Source organism: Serratia sp. T13T92, from assembly GCF_047530105.1.
Taxonomy (GTDB): domain Bacteria; phylum Pseudomonadota; class Gammaproteobacteria; order Enterobacterales; family Enterobacteriaceae; genus Chania; species Chania fonticola.
The window spans coordinates 106151-122897 of the sequence record NZ_JBLJAK010000014.1 but is presented as its reverse complement, the minus strand read 5'-3'; the positions used below and the strand labels follow the sequence as shown (position 1 = coordinate 122897).

The 16747-nt window shown below is 40.1% G+C and carries 14 protein-coding genes and 1 pseudogene; 12 read left to right on the top strand and 3 right to left on the bottom strand.

Going from position 1 to position 16747, the window contains the following annotated elements; all coding sequences use genetic code 11:
* The first annotated feature begins 7 nt into the window (after positions 1 to 7).
* The 3 genes from ACMV5I_RS15265 to ACMV5I_RS15255 all read left to right on the top strand — a co-directional run bounded on the left by ACMV5I_RS15265 (position 8) and on the right by ACMV5I_RS15255 (position 3773).
* Complete coding sequence (locus ACMV5I_RS15265) at positions 8 to 715, top strand: fimbria/pilus chaperone family protein (protein ID WP_414824740.1); 708 nt, start codon at positions 8 to 10, stop codon at positions 713 to 715.
* A 153-nt stretch (positions 716 to 868) separates the two neighbouring features.
* A complete protein-coding gene (locus ACMV5I_RS15260) occupies positions 869 to 3265 on the top strand; it encodes a fimbria/pilus outer membrane usher protein (protein WP_414824739.1) in 2397 nt (798 codons plus the stop codon).
* Positions 3228 to 3773: a hypothetical protein gene (locus ACMV5I_RS15255; RefSeq protein ID WP_414824737.1), complete on the top strand. Its 546-nt coding sequence runs from the start codon at positions 3228 to 3230 to the stop codon at positions 3771 to 3773. The genes ACMV5I_RS15260 and ACMV5I_RS15255 overlap by 38 nt, the downstream gene beginning before the upstream one ends.
* A gap of 330 nt (positions 3774 to 4103) precedes the next feature.
* Here ACMV5I_RS15255 and ACMV5I_RS15250 read toward each other — a convergent pair.
* The 3 genes and pseudogenes from ACMV5I_RS15250 to ACMV5I_RS15240 all read right to left on the bottom strand — a co-directional run.
* Positions 4104 to 4572: pseudogene (locus ACMV5I_RS15250) on the bottom strand (transposase); the annotation flags it as partial.
* A 163-nt stretch (positions 4573 to 4735) separates the two neighbouring features.
* Positions 4736 to 5209: a hypothetical protein gene (locus tag ACMV5I_RS15245; protein ID WP_284122122.1), complete on the bottom strand. Its 474-nt coding sequence runs from the start codon at positions 5207 to 5209 to the stop codon at positions 4736 to 4738.
* Between the two features lie 1207 nt (positions 5210 to 6416).
* Positions 6417 to 7241 carry a winged helix-turn-helix domain-containing protein gene (locus ACMV5I_RS15240; RefSeq protein WP_414824736.1) on the bottom strand — a complete coding sequence of 275 codons (825 nt, stop codon included), beginning with the start codon at positions 7239 to 7241 and terminating at the stop codon, positions 6417 to 6419.
* A gap of 1481 nt (positions 7242 to 8722) precedes the next feature.
* Here ACMV5I_RS15240 and ACMV5I_RS15235 point away from each other — a divergent pair.
* From ACMV5I_RS15235 to ACMV5I_RS15195, 9 genes are all read left to right on the top strand, one after another.
* Positions 8723 to 9364, top strand: coding sequence for a response regulator (locus ACMV5I_RS15235; protein ID WP_414824735.1), 642 nt, complete (start codon positions 8723 to 8725; stop codon positions 9362 to 9364).
* A 28-nt stretch (positions 9365 to 9392) separates the two neighbouring features.
* On the top strand, positions 9393 to 10757 hold the full coding sequence (locus tag ACMV5I_RS15230; protein ID WP_414824733.1) for a TolC family outer membrane protein: 1365 nt from the start codon (positions 9393 to 9395) through the stop codon (positions 10755 to 10757).
* Positions 10757 to 12016, top strand: a complete 1260-nt coding sequence (locus ACMV5I_RS15225; protein WP_414824732.1) for an HlyD family secretion protein — start codon at positions 10757 to 10759, stop codon at positions 12014 to 12016. The genes ACMV5I_RS15230 and ACMV5I_RS15225 overlap by 1 nt, the downstream gene beginning before the upstream one ends.
* A 47-nt stretch (positions 12017 to 12063) precedes the next feature.
* Positions 12064 to 14226, top strand: coding sequence for a peptidase domain-containing ABC transporter (locus ACMV5I_RS15220; RefSeq protein WP_284122126.1), 2163 nt, complete (start codon positions 12064 to 12066; stop codon positions 14224 to 14226).
* 165 nt (positions 14227 to 14391) lie between these two features.
* The gene (locus ACMV5I_RS15215; protein ID WP_414824731.1) at positions 14392 to 14709 is read left to right on the top strand and encodes a hypothetical protein; all 318 of its coding nucleotides are present in this window, start codon (positions 14392 to 14394) and stop codon (positions 14707 to 14709) included.
* 59 nt (positions 14710 to 14768) lie between these two features.
* On the top strand, positions 14769 to 14975 hold the full coding sequence (locus ACMV5I_RS15210) for a hypothetical protein (RefSeq protein WP_414824730.1): 207 nt from the start codon (positions 14769 to 14771) through the stop codon (positions 14973 to 14975).
* A 35-nt stretch (positions 14976 to 15010) separates the two neighbouring features.
* Complete coding sequence (locus tag ACMV5I_RS15205) at positions 15011 to 15295, top strand: hypothetical protein (protein ID WP_414824729.1); 285 nt, start codon at positions 15011 to 15013, stop codon at positions 15293 to 15295.
* A gap of 77 nt (positions 15296 to 15372) precedes the next feature.
* The gene (locus tag ACMV5I_RS15200) at positions 15373 to 15903 is read left to right on the top strand and encodes a fimbrial protein (protein WP_414824728.1); all 531 of its coding nucleotides are present in this window, start codon (positions 15373 to 15375) and stop codon (positions 15901 to 15903) included.
* Between the two features lie 100 nt (positions 15904 to 16003).
* A complete protein-coding gene (locus ACMV5I_RS15195; protein ID WP_414824726.1) occupies positions 16004 to 16738 on the top strand; it encodes a molecular chaperone in 735 nt (244 codons plus the stop codon).
* Positions 16739 to 16747 lie beyond the last annotated feature (9 nt).

The following is a 16747-nucleotide window of genomic DNA, read 5'->3' as shown; positions in this document are numbered from 1 at the left end:
CCCTCCAATGTCTAGAACCCTTTTTTTTAAAACAATACTCGCTACCATGGTTTTTTTTGGTGTGTCTTTCCCGTCGTTGGCCGTGATTATGAAGCCAGAAACATCAATGGTATTCGTAGACGAAGAAGGTGGCAGTATTAACGTAAAAAACACCAGCGATAAAGATGCGCTATTATACGTGAAAGTATACGATCTACCCAATGCCAGACAGCCACAGCCTAAATTACTGGTTACACAGCCTGTCACTCGCGTTGGCGCGGGTAAAACCCAGCGTGTGCGCTTTATTGTTAGCGGTGATTTACCGCTGAAAACTGAATATATGAAACGGGTAATATTTGAAGGTATTCCTCCCAAAAGTGATGCCGCCAGCAATAAAATCGGGATCAACATCCGGCAGGATATCCCGATTATTATTCACCCTAAAGCATTGCCGCTTGTGGCCGAACCATGGAAAAATCTCAAGTGGACGGTTGTGAATGAATCATTACAGGTAAGCAACCCGAGTCCTTATGTGGTCAGATTAAACCAGAATATCAGCGTGGCACCATCAGGTAAAAAGCTCACACTTAAAAATGCATATATCTTACCCGGTGAGAAATTAACGCTAACCCTTGATGACAAGTCTACATTGAGTGGCAGTGACGCTGTTAAGATACAAACCATGTCTAAATATGGCTATGAAGTCGGCAGCTTTGAGATGCCAATATCACGTTAGTAATGATTATTATTTTCCGTGTTCGTAGATTATTTTATGATTGACCATGTTTCTTATGGGTTATTAAAACCTAATCCAATCGTTAATAATGAATGAACTGTCGGTGATATGACCCTCTCATGTTCTATTCATTCATGATTATAAAGAAATTTTATGTGGCCGAAATATAAAACTCGTACATTTGTCTTTGGACTTTTATTGCCAATGTATTCCCATGCGGTTGAATATGATCTGAAAGGCCTTGCATCCCGAGGCATCGATCCGAGCATAGTTGAACAGCTTGAAAGAAAAGACGTTTTCCCTTCGGGTGAAAATGTTGTCGACATCAGCGTTAATGGTGAATTCCGTGGCTCATTCAATGTGAATTTTGATAGGGAAGGGGCGCTGTGCTTTACGCATAAGTTATTAATTGAGTTGGGGATGAATTTACCAGACAGCGTACGAAACACTTTTGCAGATGCAGGCACAGACAATCTTTGTGGCATTGAAAGACGAGACCCGTCAAACTTTACGATCATCTATAACCCTGATAAGTTGGATATCAGTATTGTGGTTACGCATCAGTATTTAGCGTCAGATGATAAAAAAATAGAAGGTAAATCTGGCGGCGTTGCGGCCTTGATAAACTACGACTTCTTTTCCTCCCGCAATACTAACCTATCGGGCAAGCATCGCTATTCTTATCTCTCGCTGGGGAGCGGGATAAACATTGATAACTGGATCATTAGAGGCAAACAACAGTTCCAGAGCACTGACGAGGGGCTTAAATCCGATACGCTATCGGCCTATACTCAGCGTTATATTCCTGCTATTGATAAAATTTTTCAGGCCGGGGATATTGATGTTGCAACAGGTTTATTTGAAGTCAGTTCAATAAGCGGGGTTCAGCTAATGCCTGAAGAAGCATTAAATGCCCAGGGGGAAAATGGTGCATCGATAACAGGTATTGCCAATACCCATCAGGCACGTGTTGAAGTAAGGCAATTCGGCATGTTGATTTTTACTACCCTGGTTCCTGCAGGTACCTTTAACTTACCTAATATACCGGTCAAAAATGCCAATGCTGACTTAGATGTGACCGTGGTTGAAACTGATGGGCAGACACAGCATTTCATCGTTCCTGCCAGTTCGATTAATCGCCCAATGGTCAGTAAAGCATCCGGTTATTCATTGGCGTTAGGCAGAATATCTAACCCTACAGAGAAGGGGGACAGCCCTAAGCTGCTCACATTGTCGAATCAATGGGCCATTGCTTCAGGTTTAAGCGTTCAGGCGGGGCTGTTAGCGTCAGATAAATACCGATCAATAGCAACGAATATCAATGCTGTTCCTTTCCGCAGCACAGGCCTCTCTGCGCGTATGGTGTTATCAAATGATGATACTCAACATCTCAAAGGGGCTCAAGCTGGGTTAACGGCAAGCTATGTGACTGAAAACAATGTTTCATTAAGCGTTGCAGTGGTCAAAAATACGCCAAATTTCAGTACATTACTAGAGTCTGCATTTTCTGGCGAGGTGAACAACAAGCAGGATACACAAATGAGTGTTTCCCTGGCCTGGACGCCCTGGAAATTAGGCACTTTTTCATTAGGGCACAGTAAAACAACGCAGTATGGATTGGCGGGGTCGTATTCCTATAACATGTTACGCTGGATCCGTAGGTTTGATAAAGTAACCGTATCAATGAGCGGAAGCAATGGTTCTGGCTATGGTGGTAAAAAAAACAAGCAAGTCAACATCAACCTGAGTTTTCCGCTAGGGAAGAACAACCTGAATAGTTATTATCGGAGCTCAAACGATAATGGCAGGGTTGGGAGCCAATTTGCCGGAAGTATGAATGATGAAATTTCATATCGTCTTTCAACAGAACGTAATTTTTCTAGTTCGAATAATACGATGTTGGGCGGTGTGAACGCCAATCTTCACTATACGACCGTGGGGGCTAGCATCAGTAAGGATAATCAGCAATCATCAAGCTACTCAGTATCAACACAGGGTGGTGCAGTTCTTCATCAGAATGGAGTGACTTTTTCACCCAACGCGATTGATGAAACATTCGGTATTATTGAATTAAACGAAAAGCGAGCTGGCGTAAAAATTGCTACGCCAAATGGCAATGTCTGGACTGACTTTAAGGGTAGAGCTGTAGTCTCTTCGATACCAGCGTATCGCCACTCTTATTATGATGTTGATACGAAATCATTACCCAAAAACATCGACATTGCTAATGGACATCGTGAGTCAACATTAGCCAGGGGAACAGTTGATACGATAAAGTATAATATTATTATCAACAATCAGATGCTGTTTAAAATATCATTACCAGACGGAAAGTTACTGCCTAAAGGAAGCTCGCTACTCGATGATAACCTTAATTTTTTGGCAAGCGTGGTAGATGATGGTCTGGTTTTTTTAAGCAATGCTCCACAGAATGCAACGATGTTCGCACAGAATATTGTTACAAAGGAGCAATGTAAGTTTTCATATTTTAATACAGATAAGGAAGAGGGCAATGTTCTCTATAAAGATATGGCTGTTACGTGTGTTTAATTTTAATCTTTTGTTGAAGATGGGGCTTGTTTTTTTACCTATTACGGCGTATGCGGAATGTACAACATCCGTCAGTACACCTAATATGGACTACGGTCAACTCAACATAAAAACAAAAAACAGCGCAGGCGCCAATTTTGCTCTTGGTACCAGAATTGCATCCGTAATTATTAACTGTGATGAACCTGAACAGGTTACGCTAAACTTTACCTCCAGTGATGCCGAAGTATCTGCTTTTAGATTTGGTGAACATGGTAAATTAAAAGTGACTTTATCTTCAACAAGTAAAGGCTCCCAAGGCTTCACTGTTTTTGAAAAAACTGATATCAATGGAAAAACCTTTAATAATACAGTCGCAGAGGTCACACCGACAACAGAAATAATCATTCCAGGGAAAGGTAGGCTCTTTAGTTTCGACTTGCAAATCACCCCTGTTATATATAAGGGGATCTATAGTGTTCGGGATGATGAAACTGTGGGGAGCACAATTCTATTACAAGTGAGGTGAGCGTTGATTTTTATCATGTTCTTAGCTGTTAACATGTAGTACATCTGTCGCCTAAATAATCCCTATTTAACACTGAATGGCTATACTGCTAATTATATTCAAAGCCTTAGGTATAAAAATGTTCTAAGAGATCAATGACACTGTACCATTCAGGCCGCTTGAGGGGGGCTCTTTGGGCTATTTAATCACCTGAAGAAATTATTACTTTACTCCGATTTGCAAGTAACTTGCTTGATGTTTTAAGTGCTAAAAATCTAAAATCTCTAAGTAGGGACCATATGTTGGAAAGCATCTGGCAAAAAATGGTTGGAATCCTCCGGCCATAATCTTAGTATCGGCGTTCACAGCCAGGTGCAGTTTTCGCCAGACGTGGCGCTTTTCTTGGTCATTTTTTGCCACCTTCGACTCGCCTTCACCGGAAACTTTCAATCCGGTAGAGTTGATAACGAGATGGGCAATCTCGCCGCACGTAAGGTTTAAAACGGGGTGCAGATGGACTTGCCCGTCTGCTGACGCAGGAATAATCCGGGTAACGAAGCGGGAGCTTCATTAGCGTAAAAATGGAATCAATGAAGCTCTGAGCTGCACCTGGCGTGAGGCGAAAGACGCGTTTGAGCGTCAGTACAGTGGGAATAGCTAACGCAGAATAATGTTGTGGGCGCCTTCGTGAAGATGTTTTTGGCTCGTTGTTCTAGGTCTGGATGGCCGACTCATCAAGCCAGAATGTCAGCGAACCACGATTGATGAGAGCCTTGTTGTTGGCCACCCAGTTGTTGATTTCAAATTTTTGTTTTGCCAATGGATATCGCTACAGGCTAAGGAACGTGGTGATCTTATCTTGATTGACGTCAGAAGTTCGATTTATTCAACAAAGTTACGGTAGTGCGCGAAGACAGGAGGTTAAACCACGCCGGTAAAAAAACGTTTCCTGGACTCAGTAAATAATAAGATTTTACCTGGAATTAGTTTGAGGAAGACTTTCTACAAACAAACGCTGGTGATACTTTGTCATATATCAAATAGTCAGTTGAGTTTAACTTTTCTATGTGGACAATCTGCTTTGAACTACTAATGAATTCAGGTAATTTACCTTGCTCAGTGTTATCATTGTTATATTTATCAGTGCTGGTATGTTCTATGAAAAATATTCCATTTTGTTCCATGTAATTAAAGTTTAATCTGCGTGCTATTTTAGTTGTGGTTTTTTTTGCCGCGTCATTAACATGCCCGTATAAATCTAATGATCCGGTTTTATCATTAAATAAATATAAAGACAACTGTAAACTACGTTTTAACTGTCCATTCTCAAAATATGAGACATCGCTATCACACGAAAATGTTGCTTTTTTTGGAATGAGAAAAGTAGCAAGAGAGCCAATGATAAGTGTAATGATAGGCGCTGAAAAATAGACGACTTTGAGATCAATCTTAATCATGAGTTATTCCATAAGAATGAAGTTTAGTGAGGTGACTATTAGTATTATATATTGAAAATGGAAAATTGGAATAGTCTTATATTAATAAATGTCATAGATATCAAATATCCATATCTTGCTGATATTTATGGTGTTTAGTACTGTAAAATTCAATCAATGCTGAGCAAATACTTCGACTTCGTGAGATTTAACAAAAAATGTTGGCTGCTACTACATATAATATGTATTGAAATTTCTGTGATATGGGTTAATCATCTAACGTTTCTTCAGTTGCAGTGCATCGCGTGTGATCAAGTTATACCCACTTAGCGGGAAGGTGACTAACAGCACTCCCCGTATTGGAGTTTCTCAGCCCTAACTCTCAGAATGTGACTTATGTCTGGAAATCTAGTTATCCAGATAAATTTTTTGTGTAGAGTAAAGAGACTTTTTTGTATTCATTGAATAACTCGTAATAAAATAAGTCTATAGAAAACTAATGCTATAGAATTAATTTCTATTAAAACATAAAAATGATGGTGTGCTATCGGAGAGAAATATGAAGTGATTAGCTTCCTGCTTTAATATTTCAATTGACCAGTTAGTGTTATTTATTAGATAAAATAAAGGTAGGTAATTTTTAATTGGAATGGAGTCAGGATCATTAAGCAATGATGAGTCTACATTTGTAGAATGTAAATAAAAGCTATTTCCTTTTCTTGTATAATCAAAAATAACTTTCAAGCTTATATTTCTTATAAACTTATCTGATTTAAACATACTTCCAGTTAGATTAACAAAGCCATCATCACTAAATATGTAGTATTTAATAAATAGTTTGATGTATATATCATCTTTATAAATGATAAAGCTAGAGTCGCACATTATTGGTTTGTTTTTATTAAAGCATTTTAATGTAATTGGTAATAACAAGATGAACAGAAGGAAAACAGCGCAAATCATTTTAATACGCAGCGATACTCGTTTTAACAATACAAAGAAAACTCTATTACCAATCATAATAAATCCATTTTAATTACAATATCAACTGTTTATGATGTAAAGTAGTACTGAGTTTCATATTACTCAAAGTGGAAAAATAATCAGATTACAATGCCGTTATGTAAATGATATACTTGGTTTGATTTACTTATTATCGACTCTTATGAAAATAGACAGAAGGTTGTCAGTTAAATATAAAATTTATCTTTGCAGTGAAATTGTATTATCAATTGTCACTGATAATATCTTTATGAACATTTCTGCATATAGCTTGCTTATTATTTGGACATTGCGAAATTACGACTCTATGTGAAGCAAAGGGAAGTCCGTCAGATGTAGAGCTTTTATATAAATATATCTTTGACTCCAGTCTGCAACTTATTATTTTTTTATCAACAAGATCTTTTATTTCAGTAGATATACTATCCATTGAATAAAAAGTACGCTGTCCGTTCCAGATTGCATAGACCTCACAATTTTCATATTTACCTTGGTATTTCTCCATTGCAGACTTTGGCATGCCTAAGTAATATGGGTAATATGCATATAATGCAATTAACAACAAGCTTATCAAGCATGATATAAACGAAATCCATTTCAGTTTAACCGTGGCACTTCTGCTTTTATATATTCCTAACGGCGCTTCTATATAATGTGGTTCGCATTCATCTTGAGTGTTATTTATGTCTGTAATTTCTTCATGTGAAATGACAAGTGGGGTTTCCACTTTAATGATGTTTTTTGCATGAAAGCTAAAGCCATGCTTAGGAATGGTAATGATTATATTATTCAATCCGATAGATGAAAGAGAGCGACGAATAATAGATATATAATTATTAAGATTGTTACTTGATGCAGTTAGGCCATTATTATGCCATATAATATCCAATAGATGCTCTCTACTGAGGGACTGATCGTTCTTCATTATCAATATTTCCAACAGTTGAGATGCAAATCTAGGTAACGTTATACGACTGTCAGGTGTGCTAATGAGCCATAGTAACCCGCTTACAGGCTCAAAACCAACGCTGTCATCTATCTCGTAATGCATCTTAAAAATCCCATCAGATTATTCCTGCCATTATATATTATTTGAGTAAATCTGACAAGGATAACTGGGGGGGGAAGTTCTACTTCTGTATTCGCATCGAAATGCTATCAACTAGAATAATATTTTTTTAAAAATGGAAATTTATTCATAGATTACAAAATGGGTTCAACTCTGTACCAGCTGACCTAGGTTAAATTGAGTTTTTTAGTAACCTTGTTAAAGTGACTCTATCAGAGGATAACTTTTTCAAACTCATTTTAAAACATTGGTTGCTACCATTTGATATTGGCTCATTATGGTTAAATTGGCGTGAGTTTAAAATCATAAAAAATCCATAATAAGTCATATAAATCCATACCAAAAGAACACGCATTGTTGTGTTTTTAACTTACTGATAAATATAGGTATGGTGTCTTTTTACTGAAGTATTACACTTCATCTACCGCAACATGAAGGGCTCTGCTGGAAATAACTTTCACTTTTAATAATTTTTGCGATTGTATTCTTGTCCCGTACCTTTTTAGCCAACCATTGTCAATTTATTATTATATGCGACAACTGCATTATCCTTGTGAAATTATGAATTGTTGACTTTGAGATTAATTATGCTCGCTGAAATCGTTGGCGATTCACTCTTGACGCAGATAGCCAAAGTTTTGCTGAGAGTGTTCATAACATGTGCATCTTCGCTACAACATGCCGCTCAGTCGCTCATGCAGATGTGGTGGTTATCTGCGAAGTAGATTAACCGTGGAACTTTGTCGGCAACAAGGCTCCTGAGCACAGACTTTGGTAAACAGACAACAGCAAAACCGGTGGTGTATTTGGCCTATCTATTCGTTATGAGTCTGCCGCGAGTTTGTTGGCGATGTCAAGCCTTTTCACAGTCGGGATGATATCTTGCGACGACTGAAACAGCTATAGCTCGGAAGTGCTAAGGGTTAAGCATTTAACTTTCACTAAGCGTATTGCATGTAACAAACTGACATAAAGAACTCGAATTATGCGTTTTGCTCGCAAAAATATTGGGTTGTATGAAAAGTCTCCGTGGCCCTCATAGAAAAGTATGCGCCTATCCATTGTATCTATTAACTCATCTCTCAATAGAAATTGTCAAATAACTAATATAATCAGTTGGTTAGTTTTTTTTATTTTGTAGTAACTAGGGGCTATATGGGCGATTAACCGCGGAGCGCATAAGCACAGGCGTGCAAAAATCAATGCAGGAAAGCAGCTATGACTCATAATTTGAACGAAACCCTCAGTTTTAACAATCTTAACAATCTTAACTATCACTTAATGCGAGAAATCATTTTTTTAACTTGGTGTTAATGCTGTAGATTTTGGTTAGTAAGATAATTCCTGGTATTTTCGTTTGTTTGCAACTATATCGAGAAGAGTTTGACAGTATGTAATTTAGGGAAATTAACTACTCATTTGTATGTTAATAATCATTTTTTCATAATGAGAGTTTGATGTATATGAGAAAAAAAACTGTTGCCGTATCCGACGATCACCCCCATGTATTGAACTCCTTGTCGGCAATATTTTCACAGCAGGATGCATATGAATTACTGTATAAATCAAATGCTGGGAAAGATTTGTTAGCCAGGTTGTCAGAAGCCCCGACTGATATCGCGATCACTGATTTTGCATCCGATCACAATGAAGCGATGTTAGATGGATTCTCAAAAATAAAGATGCTCCATGCTGAGGCACCAAGGGTAAAATTAATCCTTTTGACCTCTCAAAGGAACTCCGCAATCCTTAGCAAAACTTTGGATTATGGCGTTGATGCTATTGTCAGTAAAGCTGATAGCGTAGAAGAAATTATCAGGGCATGCGATCATGTGATGAAATATAATGAAAAATTTTTATCATCGAGTGCTTATGAGATACTTCGACCGAAAGATTACTTTCTTAAAAAAAGCCCGGTGCTAACACCTAGAGAGCTTGAGGTTATTCGACTATTCTCTTCTGGTTATACGCTCGCATCAATTGCCGATCGTCAGAATAGAAGTATAAGCACTATTTCAACCCAAAAATACAACGCGATGCGTCGGTTGGGTATATCTACCAATACCGATCTCATTCGATATGCGTATGAAAACGGTTTGATTTAATATTTATTAATTATTATTGAGTGTGAAGATGTTTGAAAATTATTATAAATCTATCATTGCGTTATTTCTTTTTTCATCTGTAGGCCATGCTTATGCTACAACCTTGCAAGAGGCTGTAAATGCGGCATCCACTTACGATGCAGGGATTAATGCAGCCCGTTTCTCAAAAGAAGCAGGTAATGAAAAGTTTGACCAAGGCGTTGCAGGGTTATTACCCAGTATTGGAGTAGAATCAAGTTATACGAAACAAGATCAACCCCATGCTTCATATGGTGCGGAAGTCAAACGTCATAGTTATGGACTTAACATTACGCAACCTTTATTTGACATGTCTAGAATTGCGGCACTAAAGCAAGGAATGGTGATTGCTGATATGGCTGACGTGGAGTTTTATGCCGCACAACAAAAGCTGATTGTCGATGTTTCAGATGCTTTTTTCCAGGTTCTATATCAGCGAGAAGTGCTCCAAGCAACGCGTGCTGCCTCACAGGCTTTTGGAAAGCAGTTAGGACAAGCTAAAGCAGCCCTGCGCCTAGGTGACAGTACACGTACTGATGTCGATGAAGCACAGGCAAATTATGATGCAGCCTCGGCAAAAGAAATTGCTAATCGTAACGACCTTGAAGTTGCAAATGGTCTCTATCAGCGTTTGACTGGCCTTAGTGCAGATGAAATTAGGCCGATTAATTCCTCGTGCGTTAGTTCGAACATTCCAACCGATCTTAAAGTTGTGATGGATGAGGCAGTAAAAAATAACTTAGACGTGCGGACTGCTCAGTTTCAGCTAAAAAAGGCCGATACCGATGTACTCGCGGCAACGAGTGCCCATCTGCCTGTTGTCTCCTTGCAGGGCTCATATGGAGGGAACTGGAGTCGTGGTGAAGGGGAAAATGCGTTAGATGAGGTTTTTGGCACAACCTCTAAGACACGTAACACTATGGTAGGTATCAATGTATCCATGCCAATTTTCCAGGGGGGAGGACAATTATCTCAATCTAGGGAGGCATTATATCGACGAGAACAAGCCAAAAATAACCTGCAAGATACCCAACGAAAGGTAAAGCAAGATGCACGGTCGGCATATTTAGGGATCACTAATGGCTTAGCATTATTGCGAGCGCAGCAAAAAGCCGCTATTTCTGCCAAGAATAAAGTTAACTCTACACAGTATGGCCACGAATTAGGTCTGCGCACTATTGTAGATGAACTAACTGCTCAACAAAATTATTATGAATCACTTCGGGCTATATCAGAGGCTAGATTTAAATACTTAACATCTATACTGGAGTTGTCCCATGTTTCCGGAAGGCTCAATTATGAACAACTGTCTGAATTTAATTGTTCAGATTATAGCAAAGATACTGGCAACAAACAAAAAATGGATGAATTGTAATGAGTGAGTCACTATTCAGAAAGGAAGCACTGGAATCTAACCGAACAAAAATGATTGGGTCGGTGGCTCTCTATTGCCCGCCGTATCGCTGGCTTGTCATTAGTATTGTGGCTTTGATTACCGTTTCAATTGCACTTTTTTTCGTTTTTGGAAGTTATACAAAAAGAGAAACTGCCGTGGGGGAGTTACTCCCGATAGGCGGAATACTTACTGTCTCCCCCCCAGTATCGGGAACGGTTGTTAACTTATCTGTCACTGAAGGGGAGAGCGTTCATAAAGGGCAGCCTTTAATGGAGATATCCTCCGAAGTTGCCACTTCCCTTGGACGGACACGCCACATGGTTGCGGACCAATTGGAAATGCAGCGAAGCCGATTGCAAGCCGATCTAGCCGCATTGGATACGCTCAATAAGGAGGCGATACTCGGCCTTAAAGAGCGCTTGGCACTTTTGCAATCTCAACTTAAGCAAACCGAGATGCAACGAAAACAGCGTATAAGGCAGATAGAACTTGCCCGCGTTCAGCTCGATAAAATCCAACAGATGCAAAAGGAAGGTTACGCCTCTAATACTCAAGTGGAGCAGCAGGAAACCAATTTGTTGGATACGGACACTCGTCTTCAGGAGACCACTCGGCAGCAGTTGGATTTGCAGCAACAGATTGCTCAGACATATCAACAGTTACGCGAACAACCGCTTAATGCATTGAATCAGCGGCATGATATGCAAAGCAAGTTATCAAACATAGATCAGCAACTGGCAGAAAACGAATCGCGTCGCTCCGTTGTTTTACAGGCCCCGCAAGATAGTGTTGTTGGCGCAGTTCTTACCAAACAAGGGCAAATTGTCAATGCCGGGCAATCTGTCGTTTCCCTATTGCCAGAAAATGGCAAGTTACAGGCGAGAATGATGGTTAGTAGCCGTTCAATTGGATTTATCCAAGCAGGTCAGAGGGTTGTGTTGCGTTATCAGGCATATCCCTATCAAAAATTCGGCCAACAGTATGGTCGTGTGGCTGAGGTATCCCGTACGGCCCTGTCTCCTCAGGAGGTGGCTACTTTGACTGGGAATAATGAGGTTCGTGAACAACATTATCGCGTAGTCGTCGAATTGGATAAGCAAGATATTCTTGTCTACGGAAAAATAGAGCATCTTAAACCAGGTATTGCACTTGAGGCTGACTTCCTGATTGATAACCGTCGATTAATTGAATGGGTTCTGGAACCCCTTTACGCATTAGGGCGACGCTCTGCTTCATAGAGTTGAAGAAATAAGTATTACTTTCAGTTTTTAAAGGAACACTAGGAATGAGTTTTTTAAATGCGCTAAATTTTGGCTGGGGCAGGCGTTTACCTATGATGCAACAGACCCAGGCCACAGAGTGTGGGCTGGCCTGCATAGGGATGATTTCCAACTACTTCGGACATTCGATTGATTTGGTCACTCTGCGTAGACGTTTTTCAACGTCATTAAAAGGCGCAACGTTGGCTGACGTGATGTTGGTAGCACATCAACTAGGCCTGGCGGGACGCGCATTACGACTTGAGATGGATGAATTAGTCAAATTACGCCGCCCTTGTATCTTACACTGGGAGTTAAACCACTTTGTGGTGTTAAAAAGTGTATCCAAAAATAAGATCACTATTCATGACCCTGCTCGCGGGATCCGTGATGTACCAATGGATGAAGTATCCCGATGCTTCACCGGGGTCGCACTTGAGTTAATGCCTACCGCAAACTTTAAGAAAATCGAAGAAAAACAGACGGTATCCATGCTTACGCTGATTGGTAGCGTAATTGGCATCCGTTCTGCTTTTGCCCAAATATTTATTTTATCTGTGGCGATGGAACTCTTCGCAATCCTTGGGCCATTCTATATGCAATGGGTCATGGATCAGGTCCTGGTTTCAGCAGACCGTGATTTACTGACTCTGCTGGGAATCGGATTCATATGCGTAGTTGTTATGCAGACCGCAATCTCTGTCATACGCTCTTGGGTGACGACATGGTTTTCGAGTTTACTCAGTGTTCAATGGACTGCTAACGTTTTCTCTCGTTTATTAGGTTTGCCGATGGCGTATTTCGAAACACGGCATGTGGGAGACATCGTTTCCAGGTTTGGGTCAATTGGTACAATTCAAAGCACTTTAACGAGTCGATTTATCAGTACCATACTTGATGGCATCATGGCTTTCGCCACGCTAGCACTGCTGTTTGTTTATAACACCACATTAACGTGGATTGTTATAGGCCTTTTTGTGGCTTATGCAATCATTCGCCTAGTGTCATTTCGTCCGTTCCGACAGGCAAATGAAGATCAAATTATTACCGGTGCACGTGCACAATCAATATTGCTTGAATCTATTCGTGGTGTACAAGCTGTAAAACTTAATAATAAGCAAGAGGTCCGTTTAACATCCTATGCAAACGCCGTCGTTGAAACAACCAACAAAGGGATTGTAATTCAACGTTTATCTATTGGTTTCAGTGCCCTTCAGGGGGTTATCAGTGGGATCGGAAGGGTTGTTTTAATCTGGCTAGCCGCCAGAGAAGTTCTTGATGGCAATTTCTCTGTAGGGATGTTAACCGCATTTGTCAGTTTTGCCGATCAATTCATCGGGCGCGCATCAGGGTTAATCGATGCTCTCATCGACTTTAGAATGCTTCGTCTACATGGTGAGCGATTGGCTGACATTGTACTAACCGATAAAGAAGAGGATATGGAAGCGACAATTGCGGTACCAGCACGAGATGGTGAATCACCTGGACCTGGGCTTGATATTAAAGCATTGAGCTTCCGTTATGCAGAGACTGAACCTCTGGTGATTGATGAGTGTTCCTTCACTATAAATCCGGGGGAGTCGGTCGCCATCATTGGGCCATCAGGGCAAGGTAAAACCACGTTGGCCAAGTTGTTGCTTGGTTTATTGAAACCCGAGGCTGGTAGTATCGAGGTCGACGGCATTGATATTCGTAAACAAGGTATGCAACTGCACAGAGAGCGTATTGGTTGCGTTATGCAAGATGACATACTTTTTGCGGGTTCTATTGCTGACAATATTTGTTTCTTTGATACTAAACCAGATCAGGCCTTGATTGAAAAAGTTGCACAATTAGCTCAAATTCATGAGGATATTATGGCTATGCCGATGGCATATCAGAGTCTTGTCGGTGATATGGGCTCATCCTTATCTGGTGGCCAGAATCAGCGGGTGTTGCTAGCCAGGGCTCTTTATAGGCAACCTGATTTGTTAGTGCTAGACGAAGCTTCAAGCCATCTTGATGTCGAGCGTGAAAGGTTAATAAATCAGGAAATTAAAGCAATGCCGATAACGCGAGTGATCATTGCGCATAGGCCAGAAACCATTCGCAGTGCGGATCGCGTTTTTCTATTAAATAAGGGGAAGGTTAGTGAGTTATTCTATGATAAAAACCATGAGTCATTTATGGATGATTCTCTAGCTAAATAACAGGCAGTATGGATTTTTACTGATATATCTCATGGGAAATACACATATAATGGCAGTCATGGATTACAACTGCTTCAGGTTTTAATCTATTATGGCTTTTTCATAAAGCGACATCGTGTAGTATCAAAATTGTAACTAAAATAACTTAAATATGGAGATTTAAAAATGCGTGAACTTAACATCATGGAAGTCGAAATGGTTTCTGGTGCTGGCTTCTTCTCTCGTATCGCAGCCGCAGCAGTAGGTGCTTTAGGCGTTGCAACGGCTGGTATGCTGAAAGTTGGTGTTGCAGGTGGCAGTACTGGTGGGATCTTGGGCGTTGGTGCTGTTACCGCCTTGGTAGGTGTTGTTCTTGGAGGCGTCTTTGGTGTTATTCAAGGGGCATTATTCGGTTTTACTTCAGATTGGGATAAAACTATTGCTGCAGTGAACGATTATTCACTAAAGGCTATGGATCCTGAAGGCCCATTCCCTAAAGTTTAATTCGAGTTTTTTAATAAACCTCAGGGGAAACTCCTCCTGAGGTTTTATAGAGAGTTGCTATGCGACAGTTAGATAGTAAAGAAGTAAAGGCTGTGTCTGGTGGTGCCTTTAGTTTCCCTAAAACAGCTGCAGATATATATAATTTCCTGCGTAGTACTAAAAACCCTCTTAATGGGGTAGTCATCGGAGGCGCGATTGCTTCATTAATTGGCAATATTATGTATCCATTCCTTTATACTTTAACCTCGCGATGGATTAAAAAGTAATATCGCTCTTGATACTTATTGTCTAAGGATGAAAAATGCGAGTTCTGGGATACACTGAAATCCGTGAGGTTAGTGGTGCTGCATGGTGGTCACCATCAAATATCTTAGATTTTATAAATGGGTTAACACACACACCAAATAATCCTGGAACGGGATCATTACCAAGTGAAGGGCCATCTAGCTCTCATATTGGAAATGCTATCGGTGTAGGTATTTTTGCAGTTGCAAGTCTTGTTGCAGTTGCCACTTTAATTAGCGCTGCGTCAGTTGGGCTGGCTGGTATTTTTGGTGTTGCAACAGTAGCAAAGAACCTCAAGTAATAAACGTGTCTTACACTTAAATACCGGAATTATCATATTCCAATCTATATTAAAACTTTAAGGAAAAGGTATTAATTATGAACAAAACAATTATCGCTGCATCATTGACCGCTGCTATGACTATCTTTGCTTCTACCGCAAACGCAGCTGACGGCACCATCACCTTTAAAGGCGCGATTGATAGCTCAACCTGTAATGTGAGCATTAATGGTGGAAATAAAGATGCAACCGTAAACCTGCCAAAAGTCTCTGCTAACCTGCTTGCAGAGAAAAACAAGGTTGCTGGTGCAACTAACTTCAATATGATTCTGAGTAACTGTAGCGGTACTGCCAACTCTGTTCTGGCCTTCTTCGAAGCTGGTGCTAACGTGGATTCTGTTACCGGTAACCTGAAAAACAACGGTACAGCAACCAACGTTCAGGTTCAGCTGATGGATGTTGATGGCAAGGTATTGAAAGCGGGTGACACATCCCAGACTACAGGTAAAACTGTAACTCTGACTGGTGGTAATGGCGCATTGACTTATGCTGCTCAATACTTTGCTACCGGTAAAGTTGAAGCTGGTGATGTTGATACTTCAGTAACCTATTCTATCAACTACCTGTAATTACTTTTTGATATTTTAGAAACACAAGGGGTCTTATACTTCTTGTGTTTCTATTTAATAAAATGTGAAAATAGTAAAGTGAGTTTCCTCGGTGGATTCTATGAGTAAAATGTTCTCTCGAACTAATATATTGTTGCTTATAACGATTTTTTTCCTATGTAATCCTGTCTTTGCAAACGTAGTTGCGCTTGGTACCAGAGTTATTTATCCTCAGGGTGACCGGGAAGTAACAGTTCAGTTGAAAAATGATGGTGAACTTCCTTCTTTAATACAGGCCTGGATTGATGATGGAAATACTAATATACCAATAAATAAAATCAAGGTGCCTTTTGTTTTGGTACCCCCTGTTTTCAGGGTTGAACCCAATAAAGGACAAACCCTACGCATCAGCTATACTGGAGGCACTTTACCAGAGGATAAAGAGTCGGTTTATTTTCTGAATATACTAGACATACCACCTAAGAGTGCAAATTCAGGCCAAAATACGCTTCAGATGGCCATACGTTCACGTATAAAAATATTCTTCAGACCTGGCTCTCTTGATGCTGACGGAGCCAGTGAAGCCTTGAAGAATGTACAATGGTCATTGACTAAAGATAGGCAATTACAGGGTGAAAACCCGTCGGCCTACTATGTCAATATTGCAGGCGTAGAAATTTCAGTTAATGGAAAAAAAATCAATACTACTGAAGGTGAAATGCTAGCCCCAAGGGAAAGCAAAGTATTTAAAAGCGCTCCACTTACCGGGGTTTTAGCTGGTAGTAAACTAACCTATAAGGCGATAACCGATTTTGGTGGGGTAGCGGTATCCGATTCTTATATTAATGTACTTTAGTAGCCATTA

Bases quoted from the DNA above. Each gene is read 5' to 3' on its own strand.
- ACMV5I_RS15265 (WP_414824740.1), top strand. From the start codon at position 8: ATGTCTAGAACCCTTTTTTTTAAAACAATACTCGCTACCATGGTTTTT.
- ACMV5I_RS15260 (WP_414824739.1), top strand. From the start codon at position 869: ATGTGGCCGAAATATAAAACTCGTACATTTGTCTTTGGACTTTTATTG.
- ACMV5I_RS15255 (WP_414824737.1), top strand. From the start codon at position 3,228: ATGTTCTCTATAAAGATATGGCTGTTACGTGTGTTTAATTTTAATCTT.
- ACMV5I_RS15245 (WP_284122122.1), bottom strand. From the start codon at position 5,209: ATGATTAAGATTGATCTCAAAGTCGTCTATTTTTCAGCGCCTATCATT.
- ACMV5I_RS15240 (WP_414824736.1), bottom strand. From the start codon at position 7,241: ATGCATTACGAGATAGATGACAGCGTTGGTTTTGAGCCTGTAAGCGGG.
- ACMV5I_RS15235 (WP_414824735.1), top strand. From the start codon at position 8,723: ATGAGAAAAAAAACTGTTGCCGTATCCGACGATCACCCCCATGTATTG.
- ACMV5I_RS15230 (WP_414824733.1), top strand. From the start codon at position 9,393: ATGTTTGAAAATTATTATAAATCTATCATTGCGTTATTTCTTTTTTCA.
- ACMV5I_RS15225 (WP_414824732.1), top strand. From the start codon at position 10,757: ATGAGTGAGTCACTATTCAGAAAGGAAGCACTGGAATCTAACCGAACA.
- ACMV5I_RS15220 (WP_284122126.1), top strand. From the start codon at position 12,064: ATGAGTTTTTTAAATGCGCTAAATTTTGGCTGGGGCAGGCGTTTACCT.
- ACMV5I_RS15215 (WP_414824731.1), top strand. From the start codon at position 14,392: ATGCGTGAACTTAACATCATGGAAGTCGAAATGGTTTCTGGTGCTGGC.
- ACMV5I_RS15210 (WP_414824730.1), top strand. From the start codon at position 14,769: ATGCGACAGTTAGATAGTAAAGAAGTAAAGGCTGTGTCTGGTGGTGCC.
- ACMV5I_RS15205 (WP_414824729.1), top strand. From the start codon at position 15,011: ATGCGAGTTCTGGGATACACTGAAATCCGTGAGGTTAGTGGTGCTGCA.
- ACMV5I_RS15200 (WP_414824728.1), top strand. From the start codon at position 15,373: ATGAACAAAACAATTATCGCTGCATCATTGACCGCTGCTATGACTATC.
- ACMV5I_RS15195 (WP_414824726.1), top strand. From the start codon at position 16,004: ATGAGTAAAATGTTCTCTCGAACTAATATATTGTTGCTTATAACGATT.